Here is a 24,973-nt window from a genome sequence, read left to right as displayed (position 1 = left end):
GCCAAATTCCTATTTAGCAGCGCCATTTATAATTCGTAAGCCCTTACGTACAATTCATGTAAGGGCTTTATTGTTTGAAGTGAATTTGAAACATGTCCCTAATACAGCTATTCCGAAAGAGGGTAACACCGTGAACATATTGGTTTGGAACGAGTTTCGGCATGAAACGTATCGAACGTATCATCATCCACAAATTAGGAAAGTCATTGCAAATGCTGCCAAGTGGGTTGCTCCTGTCGACGGACCTCGCCTGCAATTCGGCAAAATGGAACCTTTGGAGCAGATAAGATGAAGGTCATTAACATCGGAATCGTTGGTACGGGATTTTCGGCCAAAGCGCATATGGAAGCTATTCGGCGTATTCCCTATTTAAGGGTAGCCGCCGTTGCTGCAAGCAGCATGGAGAAAGCCCAGCAGATTGCTGAGGAATACGGGATTCCCAAAGCTTATGGGGATGCGAGCGAGCTGATTCAAGATAACGACATCATGGCCGTCCATAACTGTACGCCTAATTATTTGCATTATGCAATTAATCGAGAGGTCCTATTGGCGGGCAAGCATATTTTATCGGAAAAGCCGTTAGGGCTTAGCAGTATTCAGACCAAAGAGCTGGCATTATTAGCTCAAAATAGCAGAGGAGTAAGTGGCGTAGCGTTCAATTATCGTCATTTCCCACTGATTGCCGAAGCGAAACATCGAATAAGCAAGCTGACTTATGGACAAGTAAATCTGGTTTATGGCGGCTTTTTGCAGGACTGGTTGTTACACCGTACGGACTACAATTGGCGATTAGAACCAGCATACAATGGAGCTTCACGAGCTTTAGCAGATATTGGTTCGCATTGGTGTGATACGGTTCAGTATGTGTTAGGCAAAAAAATTGTAAAAGTATTTGCTGATTTGAAAACCGTTCATCCCACACGCCTAAAGCCACCTGAAACAGCTGGCATGCTTAAAGGGCAGTCTGATCCAGAATATGAAGAGATCGCTATGAGAACAGAGGATTACGGCAGTGTGCTTGTTCATTTTGAAGACGGGATTCAAGGCGTATTTACGATTTCACAGGTAAGTGCAGGGCGTAAGAACAAGCTGTTTTTTGAAATAGCTGCTGAACAAGGATCGCTGGCCTGGAACCAAGAGAATCCTCATTCCTTGTGGATCGGTCATCGAGATCAAGCAAATGTTGAGCTAAGTTCAGATCCAAGGCTGCTTTGTGAGTCAGCTGCGCAGCTTGCCCATTACCCAGGTGGTCATCAAGAGGGTTGGCCGGATGCGTTGAAAAATATGCTGATTGATTTTTATTCGGTTGTTCGTGATCCGAGCCTTAAGTCCACAGCAGCTGTTAGGTCATTTGCCAACTTTGATGATGGAAATCAAATCATGAGTGTCATAGATGCAATTCTGGAAAGTCATCGCACGGAGCAATGGGTGAAAATAAGTTAACCTGTATTAGTGATAAATATCTATTTATTAGCGCCATATAATTAAAGAAAAATCCATTTATAATAAAGATGTAAGCGTATAACAAAGAGAAATGTTTCTGATAAATGATGTTAATACATCCCACTTTCAGATAGAATGACTAGGAGGTTTCTGTCATGCCCAAGCAACTTGTTGCAACTGCACCACGTAAAGCTGAATTACTTAACTATGAGGATGTTCCTCTAGAATCAGGTCAAGTTCGAGTTAAAGTTCAATATGCTTCTCCGAAGCATGGGTCGGAACTAGCTGATTTTCGCGGAGAAAGAAACCAAATGGAGTCCGTTTATGACAACGAATGGCAGTTATTTATAACGCGAAGTTCCACAGAAGCTGTTGGGGACCTTTTTGGTAAATGGAATATCGGGAATCAATGGGTCGGCCAGATAACGGAGCTTGGACCTGATGTGCAAGGATATGAAGTTGGGGAGCGGCTCTGCGGGTATGGGGGCATACGTGAATCCCAAGTGGTGAACACCGTTAATGCAAAGCGCCTGATGAAAATGCCGGTAGATATGTTATGGAAAAATGCCGTGTGCTTCGACCCAGCACAATTTGCACTTGGTGGCATTCGTGATGGACAAGTAAAACTAGGAGATCGTGTTGCTATATCAGGACTAGGAGCGATTGGAGCAATTGCTGCCCAAATGGCAAAGCTAGCTGGTGCGAGCTATGTTGCCGTTATAGATCCCATACAGAAACGAAGAGAAGCTGCTATCCGAGCAGGGGCCGATGAAGCCTTCGATCCTCTAACGCAGGATGTCGGTCTGGCGTTAAAAAAAGCGACGAACAAGCTGGGGGTAGATGTCATCATTGAGACTAGTGCGAACGAACATGCGCTGCAAGCGTGCTTAAGAGGATTAGCATACGGAGGTACAATCGCATTCGTTGGTTGGGCCAGACCCTTTAAAGGTGGTTTGAATCTAGGAATGGAAGCTCATTTCAACAATGCAAAAATTGTTTTCTCACGTGCATGCAGTGAGCCGAATCCGGATCACCCACGTTGGAGCTGGAAACGAATTCAAGAAGAATGTTGGCGTTTATTGGCATCGAATCAACTGCATTGTGAAGAGATCGTAGATCCTGTGATTCCTTTCGAGGAGGCTGCTGCAGGCTATGAGCAATATGTAGACCGAACACCAGAGAAAAGTATTAAATTAGGTGTTATGTTTTAAACTTTTTATAGAGAAATTGAGCGTAAGGGGGTGGTTCTATGTCGGAAGATGTGATGGATTTGGATCTATTACTCCAAAATGCCGTTCTAAATATCATCCAATTCGATATCCATACGAGGCGAGAAATGAAGACCTTTAACCGAGTTCGGCCCTGTTATGTCATGTCCTATCATAAGAAAGGCATTGCTAAACTGAGAATCGGGGACGAGTTATTTTCGATTGAACCAGGGACGGTTATTCTAATCCCGCCGAATGTAGCTCATGATCATTTCAAAGAAAATCCAGATGAATCTGTCTTTTTATGGTCGCATTTTACATTCGAAATAGGTGGAGTTATTGATGTATTAAAGCTCTTTCAAATTCCGTACACCTTCAAGTTAAAGGATTCAGAAGAATTCGAAAGGGTTTTCCTTCAATACAATGAGCTTAAAAAGCAAACCGGCTTCTTACCTACAACGATCCTGCGGAAGGCGAAAGCGCTAGAATTAATTTACTTAGTTCTCGAGAGTGCTATTCATATGGACCAGCAGGCTGGCTCCAATATCCAATCACGCAGCTTCATGGAAATTTTGGCGAAGATTATTCAACATCCTGAGCAAGAGTTCTCATTGTCACAATTTGCTAAAGAATTGAATATGCATCCAACTTACGTCAGCAATCGGTTCAAAGAGTTGTACGGGAGATCACCTATTCAAGTGCAGCGCGAAATGAAAATCCATAAAGCAAAGACATTACTTACTACGAGCCAGCTCTCCATTACAGAAATAGCTCAATCATTAGGATTCAGTGGAATCCCTAATTTCACTCGATTGTTCAAAACGTATGTTGGGACCTCACCATCGCATTATCGAGAGCTCAATAGAAAGAAAATTGATGGCTATGTGACAAAAACATAAATTTCAAAGGAAATCGTAGGTGACATGCACATGAAGTTCGCTATTCAAGATAAGTTAACGGGGTTGTCGAATTATACAGAAGTATTTCAAATGGCCCAAGAGGTTGGGTACGATGGAGTCGAACTGAATCTATTTCAAAAACCATTGAATGACTCGATTGCCGCTGAGCTTCAAACAGCTATTCAGGCTTCAGGAATTCCGCTGACAGCCATTTGCGGTGGGTATCGCAACTGGATCGGACATTTCGATGAAACCAAACGTTTGCAAGCTGTGGCGGATATTCAGGACTCACTGAGATACGCAGCAATGTTGGGTGCTCAAGGGATTATCGCTCCGGCAGCCTATGGCATGTTCTCGAAATCACTACCGCATCAAGTATTGCCACGTGAAGAACAAGATGACCGCAGGGCACTACTTGATTCTCTGATGCAAATTGCAGAGCATGCTGAAAAGCTGCAAGTGAACCTTTTTATTGAACCGTTAAACCGCTATGAGGATCATATGCTGCATACCGTTTCCCAAGCTGCTTCACTCATCCATGAGGTCAACAGTTCGCATTTAAAAGTATTGGGTGATTTCTTTCACATGAATATGGAAGAGGCTGATATCTCGCAGACCATTGAAACCGATTACAATTCACTGGGCTACTTTCACTTGGCTGACAGCAACCGGCAGCTTCCCGGTAAGGCTCACACGGATTTCCGCACACCTTTCCAAACCTTGCAAAAGCTGAATTACAAAGGTTACTTATCGATGGAGTGCAGAATTGGTGAGGAGAAGAGGGAGTTACTACAAGAAACCTTACAGTTTCTACGTAGTTGTTTGCAGCGTTAATCCAAAATGACAGGGAGAGATCTAAGATGAGAAAAATTTTTCAATCTATAGTCCCGATACTATTAGCTAGCAGCTTGGTATTGTCAGCTTGTTCAACCAAAGCTCCTGTGAAGGAAGCAGCGAAACCTGCCGAAGGTGTGAAAAGTGGAGAGGCGGTAACCGTTAATTTCTGGGATAACTATACAGACCCCACGCAATCCAAGGCTATGGACGCCATTATAGCTAATTTTGAAAAACAAAATAGCAACATCAAGATTAAGAGGTCTTCGATGAAAGCGGATGATCAGCGTAAATTAATTAAGCCAGCCTTACTAAGTAAAGAAGGACCGGATCTGTTTGCTTACGATGCAGGTCCTGGTTATCTAGGAGTGCTTGCAAAAGCAAACTTGCTGATGGATTTAACCGCCAAATCCGAAAGCTTGGGCTGGAATAAACGATTCCCTTCATGGATTCAGGAACGAAATACATTTAACAAAAAGATTTATGGCGTGGGCACGCAAGTCGAGATGTTGGGTGTTTACTATAACAAAAAGATTTTCAAGGATTTAGGTGTCAATGTGCCTAAAACATACGATGAATTCCTGGCTATTTGTAAAGCCGCCAAAGATAAAGGCATCGTCGGCATCTCCTTGGATGACAAAGACCAATGGCCAGCTTTCCATATCGAAAGCATGTTTTATACAGCAGTTGCAGGTAAAACGGAGATCGAAGCGGTGCTAAACGGTCAAAAGAGCTTTGATCAACCTATTTTCGCTGAAGCCTTAGATACCTTTAAGAAATTGATTACTGACGGTTATACAACGAAAAGCCCGCTAGCGATCTCTTATGATGACGGGAATAAAGAATTCTTCACAGGTAAAGCTGCTATGCGGATGACAGGTACTTGGATGGTATCCGGTATGGTTGAGAACTTGAAAGAAGATGTTGGTTTCTTCTTGCTTCCATCGGTTAAGCCTAACTTGCCGCTTATGGCACCTGGTGGAATTGGCGGCACCTTTGCAGTCTCTTCCGGCTCAGCTCATCCTGATGAAACCGTCAAATTCCTGGATTATATGTTCTCTACGGATACGGCGAAAATCTGGTATGAGGCTAATATTATTCCGCCATTACCTATTGATGTGAATGCAATTAATGCTAATTCTCTCTTTAAAGAAGTCGTAAGCTTATCAGCAACTCCAGCAGGGCTTTCCTATAATATTGACGTTCTAATGCCTCAGAAGATTAATGATGTTACGATGAACGATCTACAGGAGTTAATAGCTGGGAAGAAAACTGGCGCTGATGTCGTTAAGAACAAGCAAAAAGCATTTGAGGAAGAGAAGGCTAAAGGAAACTACTGAAGTTAGATAAAAGCAAGGAGATAGGGCGATTAGCCCTTTCTCTGCGCCTTCCGTAGCTTACAGAATCAGGGGGTGTACAGATGAGCATCTTCACTAGAATAAAACCATTTAGCGCTTTGCTATTTATTTTACCGGCTTTCACTTTTTATGTCCTGTTTTTGATCGTGCCCATCTTTCAGACGGCGCAATATAGCTTATTTGATTGGGATGGCGCTAGTCCTGTTATGAACTTCATTGGATTGGATAATTATGTACGCTTACTGCATGATCCTATCTTTTGGAAAGCACTTGGAAACAATTTGTTTTGGATTGCCTGTTCGGTGACGATCCCTTTATTTATCGGATTAATCTTGGCTATTTTGGTCCTTTCCAAAGGTATCCGAGGTGCCATTGTGTTTCGAGTTACCTATTTTATGCCGACCATTATCTCCTTGATTGCAGTAGGGATTGTGTGGAACTGGATTTATCATCCAAGCTTTGGTTTTATCAATATCACTTTAGAAAAAATAGGGTTAAGCCGCTTGGCTTTGGATTGGCTAGGCAATGAGCACACGGTCATGCCTGCTCTTACGACAGCTGGGAGTTGGACGTATTATGGTTTTTGCATGGTCATTTTTATGGCAGCGATGCAGGGGATTGATAAAAGTTATTATGAAGTTGCAAAAATCGAAGGAGCCTCCGTCCTTCAAACATTTGTTCAAGTGACGATTCCATTATTAAAGAGCACAATTACTTTGTTGGTTTTAAATTCGCTAATCGGTTCATTTAAGGTGTTCGATATCATTTATATGATGACGAAAGGCGGACCTTTTCATTCCTCGGAAGTCATCTCTACCTATATGTTTGATAGCGCTTTTCGCTTAAACGAGGTGGGGTATGGAGCCGCTATTTCGATAACTTTGGCGCTCATTATTGCCTCTTGTTCCATCGTTTATATGCGTTTTGCGGAAAGAAATGATTAGAGATGAGGGGGGACATCATGAAGGGGACAATCGAAATTCATGGAGCGGCTCTTAGTAGCCCCAGCTCCTCTCGCTATGTGAAACAAATATTGACCTATTTGGTTCTAGTCACGTTTCTGCTTATATCCATTATGCCAGTCATCTGGATTCTTCTAGCTGCACTTAAGCCAGTTAATGAGTTAAATACGAATCTGTTTGCGCTGCCTAACCATTTGACCTTCGCTAACTTCTCGGAAGCGTGGAGCGTAGGGAAAATGGGACAGTATTTGGTAAATAGTGTCATTGTGGCTATTCCTCGTGTGTTTTTTATCCTTGTTTTAGCTTCATTAGCAGGCTTCGGTTTCGGGAAATTAAAATTTCCAGGCCGTGATGCGTTGTTTTTCTTCTTCTTATTTGGGATGATGGTGCCTATTCAAGCGATGGTCATTCCACTTTATTACACGATGCAGCGATTGGATCTTATTAATACCTATTGGGCATTAATTCTGCCAAGCTTGGGACTTGCGATGCCATTTGCCATTTTTATGATGCGGACGTTTTTCCGAGATTTACCGGATGAACTGATGGATGCTTCGAAAATAGATGGATGTAATAACTTCACATCCTATCTGCACATTATGCTTCCGCTCACGATACCTGCGCTAACCTCATTACTGGTATTTGAATTCATGTGGTCGTGGAATGATTTCTTGCTTCCGCTGCTCTTTGTATATGATGATGCTTACCGGACACTGCCTCTTGGCATGATGTATTTTTTCGGGGAGTACACGTCCAATCAGTCTTTAATTGCAGCCGGTGTATCCATTGCCATTGTACCAATTATCGTCATCTATATTCTTTTCCAAAGGAAATTTATCGATGGAATTACTTCAGGTTCTGTGAAAGGCTAAGCAATTCTGTCGATAGATCACCATATGACTTATGTAAAGGCTGCCAGAAATTAGGGGTGGCTTTTTTTGCATGCAGAAGGAATGCTTCTTATTATGTAGAATGAGAGAAAGATAAGAAGGATGAAGGATGAATAGCCTCCTTTTCCAAATAAATACTGAGGTGAGCGCAATGGAGGAATCCGTATTAACCTTTTATGATCATCTTGCAGAAGACTATCATCTTATTTTCGAGGAATGGACGCGAGCCATCTCATGGCAAGGCGAAACATTAAGCCGTATCATTCGTTCAAAATTAACGAATCCGTCTACCGAGGCAACGACGTTATTGGATTGTTCGTGCGGGATTGGCACACAGGCCATAGGTTTGGCTAAACACGGGTTCAAAGTTACAGCGACAGACCTAAGTCCAGCATCCGTTGCAAGAGCCAAGAAAGAGGCAGCCTCACTCGGGATTGAATTAAACGTTGGTGTAGCTGATTTTCGATCATTGGCGAAAGACGTGTCAGGTCTTTATGACGTCGTTCTTTCAGCCGATAACGCAATCCCTCACCTACTCACGGATGAAGATTTACGGAAAGCTGCCAGCAATATGTACGCCAAACTTCACAATGAAGGTATTCTTGTAGTTACATTAAGGGATTATGATGAATTGGTGAAATCAAAGCCGAAAGCGACTGAGCCGCGTATTTTTGATCAGGGTAAACGCATGATATTTCAGGTTTGGGATTGGGAAGAGACGTCGAATATCTATCTGACTAATCACTTCATTATGCAAGAAATTGACGGAGAATGGAAAACTAAGCATAATAAAACGAGATACAGAGCTTTGCTGCGAGAGGAATTTAGCCGTATTTTGATTGAGGCAGGATTTTCAGAGATCGAATGGCATATGCCCGCAGAAACAGGTTATTACCAACCAATCGTTACTGCTCACAAAAAAATGTAGTGACTAACAACCAAAATAATCGTATTAGAGGATGGTCCAAATGTCTCAACCACAAGTCTATGTTCGTTTCCCTGAAGAAAATGACATTGCACAGATGATTGCAATGAACAAACGCAATAGGGCCTTTTTCGAGAAATTTTCTCCAAGCAATTCTGATGACTATTACACAGAGGAGCAGCAGCTCCAATGGATAAACAAAAGTAGGGCCGATCGCATGGAGGATCGGAAATATTCCTTCGTCGTATGTCAAACCGAAGATGAGCAGATTGTCGGGACCATCGGACTGACGTATGTCGTAAGGGGACCGCTTCAGAGCTGCATGATTGGATACAATCTGGACCAGGCGGCTAATGGCAAGGGTTATATGACGGAAGCAGTGAAACAGGTGGTGCGGTATGCTTTCGAAGAATTGAGGCTTCACCGGATCGTCGGGGAAGCTTCCCCGAAGAATCCGGGTTCAATCCGCGTGCTAGAGAAGGCGGGCTTCCACAAAGAAGGTATTTCTCGCAGTAATGTGAAGATCAACGGCGTGTGGGAAGACCATCAGGTTCTAGCTATTATTAATCCGTCCGAGGATATCTAGTCCTTGTGAGATGACCCTCAGCCTCTTGCTGTGGGTCTTTTTGTGGAATTCATCGAAGAGATAACGGAGCGGGGTCAAATTATGGGCTTGACTTGGAGTTAACTCCAAGAAGTACACTAGTTTTGCAGGAACCGAAATGATATTTGAAAGTGAGGAACAATTCTATGGAATATGTGAAGCTTGGAAATACAGGATTGGATGTATCACGGATTTGCCTGGGCTGTATGAGCTTTGGTGTAGCTGAACGGTGGGTTCACCCATGGGTGCTTGATGAAGAGCATAGTCGCCCGATTATCCAAAGAGCGCTGGAGCTCGGCATTAATTTTTTTGATACGGCGAATGTCTATTCAGATGGAACCAGCGAGGAGATTGTTGGACGAGCTCTGAAAGATTATGCGAATCGCGATGAAATTGTCCTTGCGACCAAGGTTCATTTCCGTATGCACCAAGGGCCTAATGGTGCTGGTCTTTCCAGAAAAGCCATCATGAGTGAGATTGATAAGAGCCTTAAGCGATTGGGAACAGATTATGTTGACCTGTACCAGATTCATCGTTGGGATTACCATACGCCAATAGAAGAGACGATGGAAGCTATGCATGACGTAGTTAAAGCTGGGAAGGCAAGATATATTGGTGCTTCTGCAATGTACGCCTGGCAATTCCTTAAGGCCTTACATACGGCTGAGAAAAATGGATGGACTCGGTTTGTATCCATGCAGAACCATTTGAACCTGATCTATCGTGAAGAGGAGAGGGAGATGCTGCCGCTTTGTAAAGAAGAAAAAATTGGTGTGATTCCATATAGCCCGCTTGCTTCAGGTCGATTGACACGTGATTGGTCGGAATCGACACATCGTTCTGAAACCGATCAAGTTCAGAAAACGAAATATGATGCGACGGCAAATGCGGATCACTTAATTGTTGAGCGTGTTGCGGCAATTGCAGAACAGCACGGTGTCCCTCGAGCTCAAATCGCTCTTGCTTGGTTGTTGCAAAAAGAGCCAGTAACTGCGCCTATTATTGGTGCTACGAAAATGTCTAATCTTGAAGACGCAGCAGCTGCCCTATCGATCTCGTTATCGCGCGAAGAAATTGCCTCGCTGGAAGAGCCGTATGTACCTCACGCTGTTATTGGTGCAGTTTGATTGAAGATACGAAGGATAATGGGGGATTAGCATGTTCATAGCCGAAGCAAGTGAAAAGTTTGATTTGTCACAAGATACACTTCGCTATTATGAACGAATCGGACTCATTCCACGGGTGAATCGGACTAAAAGCGGAATTAGGGATTATACGGAAGAAGATTGCAGATGGGTTGAATTTATTAAATGTATGCGAGGCGTTGGTCTTCCTGTTGAAGTTTTGATCGAGTATGTAGGGTTGTTTCAGCAAGGGGATGAGACCAAGGGGGCTAGGAAAGATCTCCTAGTTGAACAGCGTAAAGAACTCAGAAGCAGAATGGAAGACATGAAGAATGTGTTGGAACGGCTAGATGATAAAATTACAAGGTATGAGATGACCATCGCTGAAAGAGAAAAAACGCTTCATAGATAACCACATGGGACAACACGCTGCTATTCCGTTATAATAGGAGATGAAAACGTTTCCGAGAGGAGAGCTGTAACTGTGGGTAGAAACGATCGATTAGGCGAGCGGTTGACTCCGCTGTTGAAGAGCTTTATGGAGAAAGGGCCAGCTGGCTGCGCTTGTACCGTCATGCACCGGGGAGAAGTGATCTACCAGGAAGCTCTGGGCTATGCGGATTTGGAAAAGAAGCAAGCGATCAATCTTGACACGATCTACAGGATTTATTCCATGACCAAAGTAGTGACTTGTGTAGCAGCTCTTATGCTTTATGAAAAGGGTCTCTATCTACTGAATGACCCACTGGGTGATTATTTGCCGGAGTTTCAGAACCCGCAGGTGTACAAGTATAACGATTTCGGAATAAAGACACTGGTCCCAGCGGGAGCCCCGATCCGAATCAAAGATCTATTTATGATGACCTCGGGAATTACATATGGCGGAGATGGGAACGAAACCGAACGTCAGACGCGCGCGAAAATGGAAAGAGCAACCGAGACCATGGATACGCAAACGGCGGTCAAAGCGATTGCTTCCGTACCGCTTGCATTTGAGCCTGGCACTCGCTGGAAATACGGGATGAGTCATGATGTTCTTGCCGCATTGATTGAAGTGCTATCAGGCCAGAAGTTTGGCGATTTTCTGGAAAAGGAAATCTTTGAGCCGCTCGGAATGAAGGACACGTCCTTCCGCATACGAGAAGACCAGCGTGACCGTCTCTGCACGATGTATGATTGTGCGGCTGATGGCACCATGTCGCCTAACACTAGACTGGATTCCTGTTATCAGCCAGACTGTCAGCTAGAAAGCGGAGGAGCTGGACTGCTCTCGACGATCGGGGATTACAGCAAGTTTGCGCAAGTTCTGGCCAATGGCGGCGAATTGAACGGGACCCGAATCCTAAGCCGCAAAACCGTTCAATTGATGGCGACGAATCATTTGAATGATCAGCAGCTCCGGGATTTCGACTGGTCTCAAATGAGCGGTTATGGCTATGGCCTTGGCGTTCGCGTTTTGCTTGATCCTGCGGCTGGTGGGAACAATGGTTCGATCGGTGAATTCGGTTGGGCGGGTATGGCGGGATCGTACTTGTTAATTGACCCCAAAGAAGAGCTTTCTATCGTATACATGCAGCAGCTGCTGCCGAGTCGTGAGCCGTTCATTCATCCGCGGTTGCGGGCTGTTGTTTATGGAGCGATGGAGTGAGCCGGGTATTCAAGGGGTAAGAATATAGCATAAAACGAAAACCCACAGCTATGAGCTGTGGGTCTTTCTGGCATTTAGTGAACTACAGTCCGCTATTTCCCTGAGAATGCACAATCTGATGTTTTATTCAACGATATTGAACTTCACATCAATGTTGCCCCTTGTTGCTTTGGAGTACGGGCATATTTGGTGTGCTGCTTCGGCAAGTTCTCTGGCTACTTCAGGAGTCACCCCGTCAACCGTCACATCGAGTTCCGCGGATAATTGGAAACCGCCGTCGTCTGTTTTGTTAATGGTGACGTGGGCAGTAACTTGTGTGCCCTCTGCCTTGATGCCTTTTTGACGAATCGCCAGATTCAGTGCACCATCGAAACAAGCCGAATATCCCGCTGCAAAAAGCTGCTCCGGATTCGTGCCATGACCGCCTGGACCCCCGAGCCCTGTAGGCGTTTTGAGATCAAGTGCGATGACTTGATCGGAAGAAACCACTCTTCCGCTTCTTCCTCCAACTGCTGTTACCGTACCTGTGTATAAGCTTTGCATGATGATTAGCTCCTTAATTCCATATGTAATTTAAATCACCTATACATTTCCCGAAAATAGTGGATTTTATGAGAAAATTTTCTTCTCTTTCTCTCGCACTTTAAGTGCACTCCCTTGTTGGGAATTACGACCAATTGTGACTTAAAAAATAGACAGTTGGCGAATAACCTATACCTATAAGGGGGAAAGCGTCCATGGGTAACTTAGTTGATCGATATATGATCGTTAAACCGCTTAAGCAAATGTCGAATGGGCTGATCGTTAGAGGGCAGGAGGTATCCTCCAAACGAGATGTCCTTTTATATACTTCTCAAGAAAGTGATGAAACAGCAAACCACGAGGTTTTACGTTGGATGGAAGAAGCGTCTCAGATGACTAACAAGCATGTCATGCAAATTGTGGACTTCGGCACGGAAGACGGAACTTTATATGCTGCGCTGCAGGTAGAATCGGGAAAGCCTTTGTCCGATCGGTTGAACGATTTAGAGATAACAGGGCACAAAGCACTCACATATGTTCATGAGCTGGCTCTGGCCATTCGAAAAACACGTAGTAACCAGCTATTGGATTATGCTGTTGACGCGGAAAATCTTTGGATCGAAGCTAACGGACAGCTGCGAATCCTGAATAGTTGGACACAAGGGAAGAACGGCAGGCGTGGCGTACCGGGGCTGGCTCTGCTTCTCTATCAACTGGGAGCGAAAACGGATATTCCTACATCCTCTATGAGTGCATACTCGTATGAGATGAGTTTGTTGTTTGCTGATTTGGCTGAAGTAACAAAGCAACGTGCCGTAGCATTAGCCTGCAAGGCTTATGAAGGGTTAAGTACGCTAGAAGAATTTCAGCTGGAACTGGGAGATCTGCTCGGACTAGATGGCAACAGGAGCAAGCCGCTTTCCTATTCTCATGCAGAATCTTCGATAACTAAAAAGAAAAAGACTGTTCGCAAGTGGACAGTCATGGCGTCCACCAGCTTCGGGGTACTCGTTTTGCTGCTCTTGATAGCACTGCGTCCGCACTCGGACTACGCGGATGATGCGAATCGCCAGCCGATTCCGACGTCTGGCACTGCAGCGAATTCGCCCAATGCGACAGTGACTCCGCAATCTTCTGCCACTCCATCCCCAACACCGACAGGGAAACCTGTAGTTGCGGAAACTCTCCCGACTGGCGATGACGCGGAACAAGCCGAGAAGGGGATCGTGCCGAATCTGGTTGGTCATACGAGGGAAGATGCTGAGAAGATGGCCTTGGCCTCAGGACTTCGCTACCAATTTTTGTTGGAACCAAGCACTGCTGATAAAGGCATTGTTTTCAAACAAGACATGGTTCCAGGAACTACCGTTAATGATGGCGATCGGATTACTTTTTGGGTGAGTAAAGGGCCCTAAACTGTTAATGCGTGCAATGACAATCAATCGTATGGTCCAAAAGAACTGTTCCTTTACGCAAGAAGCAATTGTGCACTAAAGTTGACCCTGTAAAGAGTTGTCTCCCTAAAAAAGAGATGAGGAAAGAAAGGATCGGTGTTCCCTACATGAGCGAATCGGGACAATTGGAAGAAAAAATTGCACATGTAAAGACAATCCGCACTTACAAACTTGGCGTTATTGGGCTTGGTGAAGGTCGAAGCATCCTATCGGCTGCCTTGCAAAGTGATCGTTGGGAATTAGTGAATGTTTGTGACATTAATGAAGAGATGTGCAAGCTGCGTAGTAGCGAATTCGGACTTACCCGGTATACACTCCGGTATGAAGACATGCTGAGCGATCCTGACATAGACGTAATTGCGATCTATACACCAGATCAGCTTCATGGCCGGCATATCAAGATGGCGCTGGAAGCGGGGAAACATGTCATTGTAACTAAGCCGCTCCTTCATTCACTTGATGAGGCGAACGAGCTGCTTGCTGTGTGGAAATCCTCGGGCAAGCATGTGTTTGTTGGGCAAAGCTCGCGTTTTTTCGAGCCGATGATTCACCAGCGGAACGATTATCTGGCTGGCCGCCATGGCGAGGTGGATACGGTCGAAGCTTACTACATTTCGGATTCCCGTTGGTTTCTGCAAAAGGATTGGAGCCGCCAGAAGGGTTTTAGCTGGATGTACAATTTTATGATTCACGCCGTTGATCTAGCGAAATGGTATCTGCCTGATATCGAGGAAGTGTTCGGTTACGGCCATTCAAGCAGCAATAACAAGGCATTTGGCTTAAGCGTTCCTGATACGATGAGATTCGTGATGAAAGACACAGAAGGCCGCATCGCACAAGTGTCTGGGTCCTACACGAAACCAACGATCAAGCATGTAGACCCAGGGATCAGCTGTACGTTAAGGGGGACGAAGGGCACGAGCAGAGCGGTTTACTCCAAGCTGCTGTATCATACGCATTTCCCGCCGGAGCAGCCTATTACTCATTCGTATGAAGAGAAATTCCCCTATTATTTCCGGTTTGAGGGGGCAAGCCACCATGCGGGTGAATATCAAAATTACATCGAGTATTTTGCGGAATGCCTCGATCAGGGCACTACGCCTAAGCCAGATTTAAATGAAGGCATACACACGATAGCCCTGATGACGGCCATGGAAAGAAGCATGGCAACGGGGCAGCCTGTGAAAGTGAAACAAATTTTAAATGATTTTTCCTTGGATCTATAATCAGCATCGTAAGGAGGAAACAACCGTGCTCTCTCCCTTAGAGCTTGATCTTGTCGATAAGTTAACAGTAAGTGGGCAAACTCCCGAACAAAAGCAGGAGACGGCACGCCAGATTATGGATGCGCTTTCTATTGAAGAATTGGAGGCCTATGGGTCGAAAATTAATCAATATCAAGCTCAGTTGATCAACCAGGATGATACTTATTGGTTTTCTTTACAAGAAGTAAAAAAGTTCATGCAAAATGAGATAAACCGCAGGAAAATTGCGAAATTGGGATTAACTTATTCGAATGGTGAGCCAGCTGCGATGCGTGGAGCCGAGCTTGCTTCGATGCTGAAAAGCAATGTTAGATTTAAAAGCACAGACGGGATTAAAGAAGCTTCCTTAAAGCTGACCGAAGAAGACCGCGCTTGGTGGCATGATGCCAAGCTTGGCATGTTCATTCATTGGGGGGCCTATTCCATTATTGGAAGAGGGGAATGGGTCATGCATCATGAACAGATCCCAGCGGAAGCATACAGAAGCATCGCTATGTCCTTTCATCCAGATGCCTTCGATGCGGATAGCTGGGTGATGCTCGCGAAAGATGCAGGCATGAATTATATGGTTATGGTATCTCGTCATCATGATGGCTTTGCTCTTTGGGACAGTCCAGGCAGCTATGGAAACTATACCACCATGCAGGCAGCGGCAGGTCGCGACTTTATCAAAGAATATACAGAGGCAGCACATCGTCATGATATTCATGCGGGCCTCTATTATTCACCGATGGATTGGCGTTTCCCGGGGTATTTTGATCCCGTGGAACAGTACGAGAGTGCGCTGCAGATGAAGCAGCAGCTATATGATCAGGTTTCGGAACTCATGACCCGGTACGGTCCTATTGATATTTTGTGGTATGACGGTTCTTGGCTTTCTCACAAAGGATCGGATGCAGGCAGCGCCTGGTTATGGGAGCCTGTAAAGCTGAACCGAATGGTTCGCACGCATCGTCCGAAAGTTGTTATTAATGAACGTTCCGGTTGGGAAGGCGATTTTAGCTGTGATGAAGGACCGCATGATATTCGCGGCGGCATTATCCCATTCCCGTGGGAGAAAAATTTCAGCGTTGGCGGTTCGTGGGCTTGGCAGCCGGGGAATAAAGCGATGGCTTTTGACAAGGTGATGGACTTAATTCTTAACGTATTTGTCCGAGGCGGGAATGCGCTGCTGAATGTGACACCGGATAAAGACGGGAAGATCCCGGAGGATCAAGTGCAGCTGTTTGAACAAATTGGCGGGTGGATGAAGGTCCATGGAGAAAGCGTTTACGGAACCAGAGGGGGACCATTTCAGCCGCTTGATGATGTTTACGGTGCTACCTACAAGAACAACTTCATTTACTTGCATATCTTTGATCCGGAAGCATTCAGGCATGTGAAGCTTCCCGTGATCAAGCAGCAAATAGTCGCCTGTCATTCGATTTCGGGTACAGCCATCCCATTTCTACAGCAAGCAGATGGAATTTCCATTCAATTACCCGAGGATTGTGTGGAATCGATAGATACGATTGTGAAAATCACCTTAGATTCAGCAGTCGAGGGTATCCTGTCTAACTAATTGAAAGAGAGTCTAAAAACTCATTGGATGAATTCCAACGAGCATGCGATTTTAGATGCCTAAATGCCTATTTGATTGGATAAAATCCAGCGTAGCTATGAATTTTGACGGATTTTAGCGGCTTTATAGCCATTGTAGTTGGATTTCATCCAACCAAAAGAAGAATGAGTTCGTCTGTAAGGTGTTTTCAATGCATTTCATCCAATGAAAACAGAAGGATGCTCTTTTCTAGTGTGTTTAAGTAAAAAGCATATGTGCCATGCAGAAGAAGTTAAGAGCGATCTGTGTTCTTATTTTACGAGTTGCCTCGTTTATTATTCCACCCTATGCGTACGCACGAAAGGACCGTCAGGAAGAACTTCCCTGGCGGTCTTTCTTTTTATTTTATGAAAATGAGCGAGGAAACAAGTAGGAACTTTAAACTCCTCACCTTATTAGAAATAAAGTATAATAAAAGAAATAATGGATTGTGAAGCAGGAGGGGGACGCTTATGTTCATCAGCCTTACTCGTTATAAGGTCATCCCGGTATTTCTTGTGGTGGCAACAATCCTTGCCGGATGCAGCCGATTAACCTTGTCACAGCAAGGTCTTAGCCACTCTCCAGAAGAACAGGCGGGCAATCCAGACCTGCAGGTAAGTGTCGTGAATCAAAGCAAATACGCGCCAATTCATCAGGAGAATCTCTTTGTTGCAGAAATAGAAAAGCGCTTTCATATGAAGTGGGATTACATGTCTATCCCGGTATCTTCCGGTATGGACAAGTTTAATGTGATGTTTGCTTCGGGACAAATTCCAGATTTAGTGCTAACGATGAACAATTTCTCTGCGGTCAAAAACTGGGCCGATGCCGGTTATTTGCTGCAGATCGGCGATTATATCGATCGTCTGCCTAACTACCGGAAGTTATTCAATGACAGCGAATGGAAAGATATCCAAGATTACGCCACCATCAACGGCAAGCTGTATATGCTTCCATCCAAAATAGATGTCAAAGATCCCATGGCATGGATTTATAGACGAGATGCTTTTGAGCGGGCTGGCATCACAGAGTTTCCCAAAACAACGGATGCCTTCTATGAGGATTTGAAAAAATTGAAAGCTGCTCTTCCTTCATTTGAAGGCATCGGTGTGCGCGGCGGCCCGAATACAACGGGAATCAAATCGCTGCTCGCTGGATTCCAGCATGCGTTCCGGTTGCCTCCTGATTTCGGCGGCGTGGATGGTTGGCTCGGCTTTTGGAACGATCCGGATGAACAGAATCGAGTGGTCTATGCGCCTGCTACGCAAAAACATAGAGATATGCTGATTTACTTAGCCAAGCTTTACCGTGAAGGCTTGATTGAGAAGGAGTTCGCGACGTTATCCGAAGAACAGTGGTCCGCGAAACGGCAGAAGGGCAAGGATTTGATCGATTTCCAGTGGGTGAGTCAAGTGGCAGATCTGCAGAAAGAGGCCCTGAATCAACCTGGAATCGTATGGGATTATTCACGTTATCATCCGCAAGCCTATGAGAAGCCGGGACTTGAGTTCCGTCCTGTTTCGGTAAGCCTGTATGGACCGCTGCTAAGCAGCAAGTTACTCAAAGATGAAGCTAAGCTAAATCGCATTCTTAGCTATATCGACTGGGCAGCTACGGATGAAGGCAGACTCTTCCATATGATGGGCAAGGAGAATGTATCGTACCAAATGGACGGTGGATCGGTTCATTATATGGCGGGGAAAGATCGCAAACGGGTTGCTTCGGAGTACGGCTTCGATTGGTTTCTAAGCAAAAGCCCAGCAGCGCTCTCTTCGGATGAGCCCTCCAAGAAAGCGAATGAAGCTTGGCAAGTTTATCAAAAACTTCCGTATGTCGAGCCTAGGAACACGCCTTTCACAGACCAGGATTGGGAAACGATTTCCATTTATATGGGGACTGTGCAAGACGTTGTCTATCGCTTTGCGACTAAATCTGTGATGGGACTTGAAGATGTATCCTCGGATAGCGTTTGGCAGGGATATGTAAACGAGCTCAACAAAGCAGGGCTGCAAGACATGCTGAACATTTTTCAGAAGTATTGGAAATAAGCTTGTTCAAGAATCGTCTCTGAAAGGAGAAAGCTTCACATGTGGAATTGGAAGAACGCTAATCTGCTAAAGCAGCCAGTTTTTATGAAATTTGTCTTATCCTATCTCCTTATTTTGCTGATTCCAATCCTAATTGGCGTACAGCAATATTATAAGACCCAGCAGGTCCTGGTCGAAGATGCAGCGGAGATGAATCTTCAGATTCTAAGAATGAGCCAGGATATCGTGGATCGGCTTTTCCTAGAGGTAGACGATGTCGTCTCGACACTTTCCGTGAATAATGACGTGCTAAATTTGATGCAGAATGTAAGCGCTACCCCAACGCCAGAACAGCTCTACAATTTCTCTTTGCTTCGTAACACGTTGAATCAGTACACAATCACGAATAAATTTTTCTTCGATATCTACTTGTCCTTCAAAAACAGTCATTCCGTCATCACGTCCAAAACATCCTTTGATTTGAGAGATAATAATGTCCGAATCGGCAACCAATCGCTGGCTGAATGGATGGATTCCGTCTCGACGCGAGGTGACCAGAAGCAATACTATAACCTGGATGCTGTACAAATTGGTGCTATGAACTACAAGCTGATCGCTTATGTTAGTCCGTTGCCGAACGGCTTCCAAGGCAAGGTTCAGGGTTCAATCGTCGTTTTCATCAATCAAAATGATATTAACGGATTATTTCAGCGTTTGGTTATCAAAAACAAAGGATTTGCTTACATTCTCGACACCAAAGGTCAAATGATCGCACCTACTTCGGTGGATGAAGTCAAGATAGGTACACCAAGCGCAGAAGCGACAGCAACAAGTTCCGGATCTTCCTTTGAAACGATTAATGGGAACAAGATGCTTGTTTCACACTCGCGCTCAGATCAAAACGGCTGGAATTACATCGCCGCGCTTCCGACGAGTGTCGTCCTTGCCAAAGCGGACTATATCAAGCGAATGATCGTCATAATAACCATCATCACATTAATTCTGGGAATCGTTGCTGCCATCCTAATGGCTTACCGCAACAGTAAACCGGTGTCCGAGTTGATAGAAAGTAATCGCATATTGAACTTCCGTATGGAACAGCAGCTCCCACTCATTCAGCTCTCGATGATTGAGCGATTAATGAGAGGGTATTACAAGAACGAAGCGGATAGTAGGGAAGCATTATCTCAGGCGAAAGTCTCCCTTCAAGGTGACCGGTTCTACGCAATTGCTATTTCAATCTCATTGGGAGATGGCTATACGATTGCACCTAATGGTGCGAAAGGGATTCAGGATTATATCCTGATGCAGTTGCACGAGCTTGTTGACGGGTACGATTATTTGATCAATGTAAATGGTGACAGGGCTGACATGGTTGTTTCACTTGAAACTTATAAAGCGGAAACGCATGTAGAACGGATTCGATACGATTGGAAAATAGGACGAAATGACGTGCTCGCGAATAATGAAATCCGCCTGTCCATCGGAATCGGTCGCATATACAGCCAAATGCATGAGGTATGGCGCTCACATAATGAAGCCCGGCAAGCCGTGGATTATGCGGTTTTTGGAGGTCAAAATGTTGTCATCTGGTATGAGGACATCGCTCAAGGATCTATCTTTTATTATTATCCATTGGATTTGGAAATGAAATTAGTTCATACGATTAAAAATGGTGATGTGGAATCCTTAGAGCAAATTCTTTACCAATTAGAGGAGCAGAATCATACGGAACGACAGCTGAGCGCAACGACTAGGAAGCAGTTGGTCAGTGAAATTCAAGGTACTTTATATAAATTGATGGAACAGCTCCAATTCGGATACGCAACCTATAGCGAGTTGAATGCCAAACTTGAGTTTATGCCAAATAATTCCGAACAACACTGGGCGACGGTGAAGTCTGCTCTACAAATCGTATGCCACCATATTAACGATAATAAGAAGCAAAAACATCATAAAATGGCTGATGACATGATGGAATTGGTGCATGCGAGATATTTGGATGCCAACTTCGGGCTGGCCAACCTTGCCGATCAGTTTAAATGTTCGGAGAGCTTTATCTCGGTGCAATTTAAGGAATATGCTGGAACAAGTTTCTCTGAATATGTGGAGAAGAAACGCTTGGACAAAGCATGTCATCTGCTCCGCGACACGGAGAAAAGCATCAACGATATTGCCCTTGAGGTCGGATACAATAGTGACAAAAGTTTTAGACGGGCATTCAAGAGAACACTCGGTACACAGCCGACATCCTATCGAGATTCACCTACATAGTAGTAATACCTGTAAAGCGCTGATATGGCGCTTTTTTTTTGCGCGATGTAAGCGTTACCACGGTGAGTGTGTGATCAAAAAGTATTGTTCCGTGCTCAGAAGGGGGAATAGCTCTATATGTAAGCGCTTAAAACACTTGTCGCCACAGAGTTCTTACTGTATTTGGATTTATGCACTTGTTATTAGGAAATGTGTGCTGCCACAAGAACTGTTCCTTTACGGTGCTTCCCTTTGGAGCTACAGTTGAGTCTATCAAGCGCTGCTCATACAACCAGAGATATCCGATATTCAAGAAAGCTGGTGAGGCGATACCTATGAATGCAAGCGATAATGCCACTGTCGTGATGAATGTACCAACCAAGCCGGTGCCGGCAAGAAGCGTTTTCTGGCATAGAGTCAAGCAGCAGAAAATCCTGCTGTTGTTATTAATACCAGGCCTCTTATACTTCTTCGTTTTTTCTTATATCCCCATGTACGGTGTCTTAATTGCTTTCAAAAATTTCAAAATGCATGCAGGAGAATCTTTTTTTAACAGTGTCCTGACGGCTCCTTGGGCTGGAACTCTTGGATTAGACCATTTCAAAACCTTTATACACGGTCCTTATTTTTGGATGCTGCTGCGTAATACATTTTTGTTGGGGTTATATTCTATCGTTTTTGGATTTCCGATGCCGATCCTCTTTGCGTTGTTACTAAACGAGCTTCGCAATCGGTATTACAAAAGTTTCGTGCAGACAGTCAGCTATCTGCCTTATTTTCTATCCATCGTAGCTATTGTCGGAATGATGAAATTGATGCTTGCGCCTGAGTCCGGTGTTGTCAATTTGATCCTTGTCAAATTAGGCATGGAGCCGATTTACTTTTTCGGTATGCCAAGTTGGTTCAGGACATTGTTCATTTCATCGCATATTTGGAAAGATCTTGGCATGGGGGCTGTTATCTACTTGGCAGCCTTGTCCAAAGTAGATGCGGAGCAGTATGAATCGGCGGTTTTGGATGGGGCAACACGCATCAAGCAAATTTGGCACATCACGCTCCCAGCTATTAAACCAGTCATCGTCATAACGCTCATTTTAAGTCTCTCGGGTGTACTAAGTGTGGGTGCGGAAAAGGTCATTCTAATGTACTCCCCGTTAACCTACGACACAGCGGATGTTTTCTCCACTTATGTTTATAGGCAAGGTTTGATCGATATGAATTTCAGCTTCGGCGCCGCCGTCGATTTGTTTAATTCAGTGATTAATGTGATCTTCTTGGTTAGCGCGAATTATTTGGCGAGGAAAGTATCGGATGAAAGCCTGTGGTAGGCAAGCAATCGGAAAGGAGGGAATCGCATGGTTAAAGATAGGACATTGAGTTCCAAAGTGCTGGATGGCATCGTTCATTTTGTGATGATTATTGTCGTCATCGTGACGTTATTTCCGGTATTAAATATTATCGCAGTTTCGTTCAGCTCCCCGGAGAATATTTCGAACGGTTCAGTGGTTCTGTTCCCAAAAGGTTTTAATTTGAGCGCATACCGAACGATATTGTTCGAAGATGTTCATATTCCGAAATCATTCGTCAATTCCATCTTTATTACGCTGGTGGGTACGATTGCGAATGTGATGATTACAACGATCACCGCTTATTCGCTTTCTAAAAAGTATTTGGTGATGCGGGGCTATTTCATTACCTTCGTCGTCATCCCCATGTTTTTCGGTGGTGGCATCATACCGCTGTTTCTGGTTGTAAAATCACTTGGCATGGTCAATTCCTATTCCTCTTTAATTATCCCGTCCCTGATGAGCCCATGGTGGTTAATCATAATGATCTCTTTCTTCCGGACATTTCCGGTTGAAATTGAAGAGGCTGCGAAAATCGATGGCTGCAGTGATTTCGGAGCGCTTATCCGGATCGTACTGCCCTTATCGACAGCGGCGGTGGCGACCATTTCCTTGTTTTATGCCGTTGCTCATTGGAACTCATTTTTCTCAGCCATGATGTATTTGAACAATTACAATATGTACCCTTTACAGCTCATTCTAAGGGATATCGTGCTGCAGAACTCGCTTGCCGAGCAGCTTGCCGCTTCCGGCAACGTAGCGCTGGCGAACGAGGTACAATCCAGTCTTACCCCACAAAGTGTGCAATACGCTACGCTCGTTATTTCCATCATTCCGATGTTGATTGTTTATCCATTCATTCAGAAGTATTTTGTCAAGGGCATCATGATTGGTTCGTTAAAAGGCTAGCTCGTCGATTTCATCGAGAGGAGGTCTTGAAAGGAGTAATGGTAAGCGGTTTCAGAGCGCAACTTCATTGTAAACAACTTTCATGATGAAAAGGGGTTATGAGTATGTTGAAAAAGAAATGGATCGTTTCCGCCGTTGTTGTAGGCATGTCTTCCACTGCGATATTGTCAGGATGTTCAACAAATGCGAATAAAACCGACGTAGCCGCAACAACCTCAACCGATACGACGAAAGCCGCTTCAGATCCGAATAGCCTAGACAAAACGGTTAATTTAAAGGTGGTTAGTCAGACGAAATATGCGCCCAATGCGGTGCCGAATGAATATACGAAGCAAACCGAGCAGAAATTCAACATGAAATGGGATTACCAAGCGATACCTCTCTCCGCAGGCATGGATAAGTATAACGTCATGTTTGCATCAGGCGATTACCCGGATTTCATTCCGAATATGAACAATTGGAGTGCCGTGAAGAAGTGGGCCTCCGCTGGTTATTTGCTCCCTATTGGGGACTACTTTGACCAAATGCCAAATTACCGGAAGCTCTATACGGATGAACAATGGAAAATGCTTCAAGATTTTACGTCCGTGAATGGAAAAATATATATGCTGCCGTCGATTACAACGACTTACGATCCGATGGCCTGGATTTATCGAAAAGACGTGTTTGACAAAGCAGGAATCACGGCTTTCCCGAAAACAACCGACGAATTGTTGGCTGCTTTACAGAAGATTAAAGAGTCGAACCCAAGCTTCATCGGAATTGGCATACGCGGTGGCTCAGGCAATACGGGTGTTAAAGCATTGCTCAACAGCTTCGCCAACACGTTCCGTGTGCCTGCAGACTTCGCCGGCTCGACAGGCTGGACCAGCTTCTGGAAAGATCCAGACATGAACAATCAGGTCGTCTTCTCTCCGGCAACGTCGAAGCAGCGCGACATGCTGAAGTATCTGGCGAAGTTATATAAAGCAGGATTGATCCAGAAAGATTTTGCTACGGGCACGGAAGATCAATTCAATCAGAATCGAATCAACGGCAAAGATGTGATCGACTTCCAATGGGTAAGCCAAATCGTGAGCCTGGAGAAACAAAACAAGAATGCAGATTGGGAATATGCGCGCACGTATGTCCAAGACACGGCCAGCGGTAAAGAGCCCGTTATGTTCAAAGGTCCGGACTTCGCGCTGTTCGGCTCCATTCTGAGCAACAAACTGGCGAATGAGCCAGACAAGTTAAACCGATTGCTGAAGTATTTAGACTGGTCCTCGACGCCAGAAGGTCAACTTTTCAATCAGTTAGGTGTAGAAAATCTGACCTACGTGATGAAGGACGGCGTTCCTGTGTATAAAGATGATTTAGATCGTAAAAAAGTGCTTGAGCAGTTTGGTTTTGATTACTTCATTACGAAAAGCGATGCAGCACAAAAAGCGGACCCAACCTATACGATTACGACAGAAGCTGCACCAGCATTCAAACAGATGACAACGTTCTTGGCGCCATATGCGACGCTTTCGGAAGATGACAGCAATACGGTGAATTCTACGATGACGGGTGTATGGAACGAGGTTTACCAATTCGCGACGAAAGCAGTCATGGGTCTGGTGAATATCGAAGATGACAAGGTGTGGAACGATCACTTGGCCAATCTGAACAAAGTCGGATTAGACAAAGCGTTAGCCATTTATCAAAAATCCATAAAATAGATAAATGGGCAGGGGGC

General features: G+C 44.7%; 22 protein-coding genes. 21 read left to right on the top strand and 1 reads right to left on the bottom strand.

Annotation, left to right across the window (positions count from 1 at the left end):
• Nucleotides 1-130 precede the first annotated feature (130 nt).
• The 13 genes from GQF01_RS32905 (at nucleotide 131) to GQF01_RS32845 (ending at nucleotide 11,895) form a co-directional block, all read left to right on the top strand.
• Entirely contained in the window at nucleotides 131-292 is a 162-nt protein-coding gene (locus GQF01_RS32905; protein WP_161411383.1) for a hypothetical protein, read from the top strand.
• Nucleotides 289-1,443, top strand: coding sequence for a Gfo/Idh/MocA family protein (locus tag GQF01_RS32900; RefSeq protein ID WP_161411382.1), 1,155 nt, complete (start codon nucleotides 289-291; stop codon nucleotides 1,441-1,443). The genes GQF01_RS32905 and GQF01_RS32900 overlap by 4 nt, the downstream gene beginning before the upstream one ends.
• 155 nt (nucleotides 1,444-1,598) lie before the next feature.
• Nucleotides 1,599-2,654, top strand: coding sequence for a zinc-dependent alcohol dehydrogenase (locus GQF01_RS32895; RefSeq protein ID WP_161411381.1), 1,056 nt, complete (start codon nucleotides 1,599-1,601; stop codon nucleotides 2,652-2,654).
• Between the two features lie 38 nt (nucleotides 2,655-2,692).
• Nucleotides 2,693-3,550, top strand: a complete 858-nt coding sequence (locus GQF01_RS32890) for a helix-turn-helix domain-containing protein (RefSeq protein ID WP_161411380.1) — start codon at nucleotides 2,693-2,695, stop codon at nucleotides 3,548-3,550.
• A 30-nt stretch (nucleotides 3,551-3,580) separates the two neighbouring features.
• A complete protein-coding gene (locus GQF01_RS32885; RefSeq protein WP_161411379.1) occupies nucleotides 3,581-4,384 on the top strand; it encodes a sugar phosphate isomerase/epimerase family protein in 804 nt (267 codons plus the stop codon).
• Nucleotides 4,385-4,410: 26 nt separating this feature from the next.
• Nucleotides 4,411-5,724, top strand: coding sequence for an ABC transporter substrate-binding protein (locus tag GQF01_RS32880; RefSeq protein WP_161411378.1), 1,314 nt, complete (start codon nucleotides 4,411-4,413; stop codon nucleotides 5,722-5,724).
• Between the two features lie 80 nt (nucleotides 5,725-5,804).
• Entirely contained in the window at nucleotides 5,805-6,686 is an 882-nt protein-coding gene (locus GQF01_RS32875) for a carbohydrate ABC transporter permease (protein WP_161411377.1), read from the top strand.
• Between the two features lie 17 nt (nucleotides 6,687-6,703).
• Nucleotides 6,704-7,576, top strand: coding sequence for a carbohydrate ABC transporter permease (locus GQF01_RS32870; protein ID WP_161411375.1), 873 nt, complete (start codon nucleotides 6,704-6,706; stop codon nucleotides 7,574-7,576).
• A 169-nt stretch (nucleotides 7,577-7,745) separates the two neighbouring features.
• Nucleotides 7,746-8,522, top strand: coding sequence for a class I SAM-dependent methyltransferase (locus tag GQF01_RS32865; RefSeq protein ID WP_161412092.1), 777 nt, complete (start codon nucleotides 7,746-7,748; stop codon nucleotides 8,520-8,522).
• Between the two features lie 40 nt (nucleotides 8,523-8,562).
• Nucleotides 8,563-9,105, top strand: coding sequence for a GNAT family N-acetyltransferase (locus tag GQF01_RS32860; protein WP_161411373.1), 543 nt, complete (start codon nucleotides 8,563-8,565; stop codon nucleotides 9,103-9,105).
• A gap of 164 nt (nucleotides 9,106-9,269) precedes the next feature.
• A complete protein-coding gene (locus GQF01_RS32855) occupies nucleotides 9,270-10,250 on the top strand; it encodes an aldo/keto reductase (protein WP_161411371.1) in 981 nt (326 codons plus the stop codon).
• Nucleotides 10,251-10,281: 31 nt separating this feature from the next.
• Complete coding sequence (locus GQF01_RS32850) at nucleotides 10,282-10,659, top strand: MerR family transcriptional regulator (RefSeq protein ID WP_161411369.1); 378 nt, start codon at nucleotides 10,282-10,284, stop codon at nucleotides 10,657-10,659.
• 72 nt (nucleotides 10,660-10,731) lie between these two features.
• A complete protein-coding gene (locus GQF01_RS32845; protein WP_407945442.1) occupies nucleotides 10,732-11,895 on the top strand; it encodes a serine hydrolase domain-containing protein in 1,164 nt (387 codons plus the stop codon).
• A gap of 123 nt (nucleotides 11,896-12,018) precedes the next feature.
• Here the strand turns inward: GQF01_RS32845 and GQF01_RS32840 are convergent, their stop codons facing one another.
• Nucleotides 12,019-12,438, bottom strand: a complete 420-nt coding sequence (locus GQF01_RS32840; protein ID WP_161411367.1) for an organic hydroperoxide resistance protein — start codon at nucleotides 12,436-12,438, stop codon at nucleotides 12,019-12,021.
• Nucleotides 12,439-12,632: 194 nt separating this feature from the next.
• Here GQF01_RS32840 and GQF01_RS32835 point away from each other — a divergent pair, with 194 nt between their 5' ends.
• From GQF01_RS32835 to GQF01_RS32800, 8 genes are all read left to right on the top strand, one after another.
• A complete protein-coding gene (locus GQF01_RS32835; RefSeq protein WP_161411366.1) occupies nucleotides 12,633-13,832 on the top strand; it encodes a PASTA domain-containing protein in 1,200 nt (399 codons plus the stop codon).
• Between the two features lie 146 nt (nucleotides 13,833-13,978).
• Nucleotides 13,979-15,097 carry a Gfo/Idh/MocA family protein gene (locus GQF01_RS32830; protein WP_161411365.1) on the top strand — a complete coding sequence of 373 codons (1,119 nt, stop codon included), beginning with the start codon at nucleotides 13,979-13,981 and terminating at the stop codon, nucleotides 15,095-15,097.
• Nucleotides 15,075-16,697, top strand: coding sequence for an alpha-L-fucosidase (locus GQF01_RS32825; protein WP_161411363.1), 1,623 nt, complete (start codon nucleotides 15,075-15,077; stop codon nucleotides 16,695-16,697). Before GQF01_RS32830 ends, GQF01_RS32825 begins: the two co-directional genes overlap by 23 nt.
• A 491-nt stretch (nucleotides 16,698-17,188) precedes the next feature.
• On the top strand, nucleotides 17,189-18,766 hold the full coding sequence (locus tag GQF01_RS32820) for an extracellular solute-binding protein (protein ID WP_161411361.1): 1,578 nt from the start codon (nucleotides 17,189-17,191) through the stop codon (nucleotides 18,764-18,766).
• 39 nt (nucleotides 18,767-18,805) lie between these two features.
• Nucleotides 18,806-21,019 carry a helix-turn-helix domain-containing protein gene (locus GQF01_RS32815; RefSeq protein ID WP_161411359.1) on the top strand — a complete coding sequence of 738 codons (2,214 nt, stop codon included), beginning with the start codon at nucleotides 18,806-18,808 and terminating at the stop codon, nucleotides 21,017-21,019.
• A 314-nt stretch (nucleotides 21,020-21,333) separates the two neighbouring features.
• Nucleotides 21,334-22,326, top strand: a complete 993-nt coding sequence (locus GQF01_RS32810) for an ABC transporter permease (RefSeq protein WP_202556823.1) — start codon at nucleotides 21,334-21,336, stop codon at nucleotides 22,324-22,326.
• A gap of 27 nt (nucleotides 22,327-22,353) precedes the next feature.
• A complete protein-coding gene (locus tag GQF01_RS32805) occupies nucleotides 22,354-23,253 on the top strand; it encodes a carbohydrate ABC transporter permease (protein WP_161411358.1) in 900 nt (299 codons plus the stop codon).
• A gap of 104 nt (nucleotides 23,254-23,357) precedes the next feature.
• Complete coding sequence (locus tag GQF01_RS32800) at nucleotides 23,358-24,956, top strand: extracellular solute-binding protein (RefSeq protein WP_161411356.1); 1,599 nt, start codon at nucleotides 23,358-23,360, stop codon at nucleotides 24,954-24,956.
• Nucleotides 24,957-24,973: the final 17 nt, after the last annotated feature.

The sequence above is a fragment of the Paenibacillus silvestris genome, assembly GCF_009882985.1.
Classification (GTDB): Bacteria; Bacillota; Bacilli; order Paenibacillales; family NBRC-103111; genus Paenibacillus_E; species Paenibacillus_E silvestris.
Note: the sequence above shows the minus strand (reverse complement) of the source record. Positions and strands in the feature narration are given on the sequence as shown.

Excerpts from the sequence above, each read along its gene's own strand:
- GQF01_RS32805 (WP_161411358.1), top strand. The coding sequence starts at position 22,354 with ATGGTTAAAGATAGGACATTGAGTTCCAAAGTGCTGGATGGCATCGTT.
- GQF01_RS32830 (WP_161411365.1), top strand. The coding sequence starts at position 13,979 with ATGAGCGAATCGGGACAATTGGAAGAAAAAATTGCACATGTAAAGACA.
- GQF01_RS32815 (WP_161411359.1), top strand. The coding sequence starts at position 18,806 with ATGTGGAATTGGAAGAACGCTAATCTGCTAAAGCAGCCAGTTTTTATG.
- GQF01_RS32850 (WP_161411369.1), top strand. The coding sequence starts at position 10,282 with ATGTTCATAGCCGAAGCAAGTGAAAAGTTTGATTTGTCACAAGATACA.
- GQF01_RS32900 (WP_161411382.1), top strand. The coding sequence starts at position 289 with ATGAAGGTCATTAACATCGGAATCGTTGGTACGGGATTTTCGGCCAAA.
- GQF01_RS32800 (WP_161411356.1), top strand. The coding sequence starts at position 23,358 with ATGTTGAAAAAGAAATGGATCGTTTCCGCCGTTGTTGTAGGCATGTCT.
- GQF01_RS32820 (WP_161411361.1), top strand. The coding sequence starts at position 17,189 with ATGTTCATCAGCCTTACTCGTTATAAGGTCATCCCGGTATTTCTTGTG.
- GQF01_RS32890 (WP_161411380.1), top strand. The coding sequence starts at position 2,693 with ATGTCGGAAGATGTGATGGATTTGGATCTATTACTCCAAAATGCCGTT.
- GQF01_RS32810 (WP_202556823.1), top strand. The coding sequence starts at position 21,334 with ATGAATGCAAGCGATAATGCCACTGTCGTGATGAATGTACCAACCAAG.
- GQF01_RS32825 (WP_161411363.1), top strand. The coding sequence starts at position 15,075 with ATGATTTTTCCTTGGATCTATAATCAGCATCGTAAGGAGGAAACAACC.
- GQF01_RS32870 (WP_161411375.1), top strand. The coding sequence starts at position 6,704 with ATGAAGGGGACAATCGAAATTCATGGAGCGGCTCTTAGTAGCCCCAGC.
- GQF01_RS32880 (WP_161411378.1), top strand. The coding sequence starts at position 4,411 with ATGAGAAAAATTTTTCAATCTATAGTCCCGATACTATTAGCTAGCAGC.
- GQF01_RS32875 (WP_161411377.1), top strand. The coding sequence starts at position 5,805 with ATGAGCATCTTCACTAGAATAAAACCATTTAGCGCTTTGCTATTTATT.
- GQF01_RS32865 (WP_161412092.1), top strand. The coding sequence starts at position 7,746 with ATGGAGGAATCCGTATTAACCTTTTATGATCATCTTGCAGAAGACTAT.
- GQF01_RS32860 (WP_161411373.1), top strand. The coding sequence starts at position 8,563 with ATGTCTCAACCACAAGTCTATGTTCGTTTCCCTGAAGAAAATGACATT.
- GQF01_RS32840 (WP_161411367.1), bottom strand. The coding sequence starts at position 12,438 with ATGCAAAGCTTATACACAGGTACGGTAACAGCAGTTGGAGGAAGAAGC.
- GQF01_RS32835 (WP_161411366.1), top strand. The coding sequence starts at position 12,633 with ATGGGTAACTTAGTTGATCGATATATGATCGTTAAACCGCTTAAGCAA.
- GQF01_RS32855 (WP_161411371.1), top strand. The coding sequence starts at position 9,270 with ATGGAATATGTGAAGCTTGGAAATACAGGATTGGATGTATCACGGATT.
- GQF01_RS32895 (WP_161411381.1), top strand. The coding sequence starts at position 1,599 with ATGCCCAAGCAACTTGTTGCAACTGCACCACGTAAAGCTGAATTACTT.
- GQF01_RS32885 (WP_161411379.1), top strand. The coding sequence starts at position 3,581 with ATGAAGTTCGCTATTCAAGATAAGTTAACGGGGTTGTCGAATTATACA.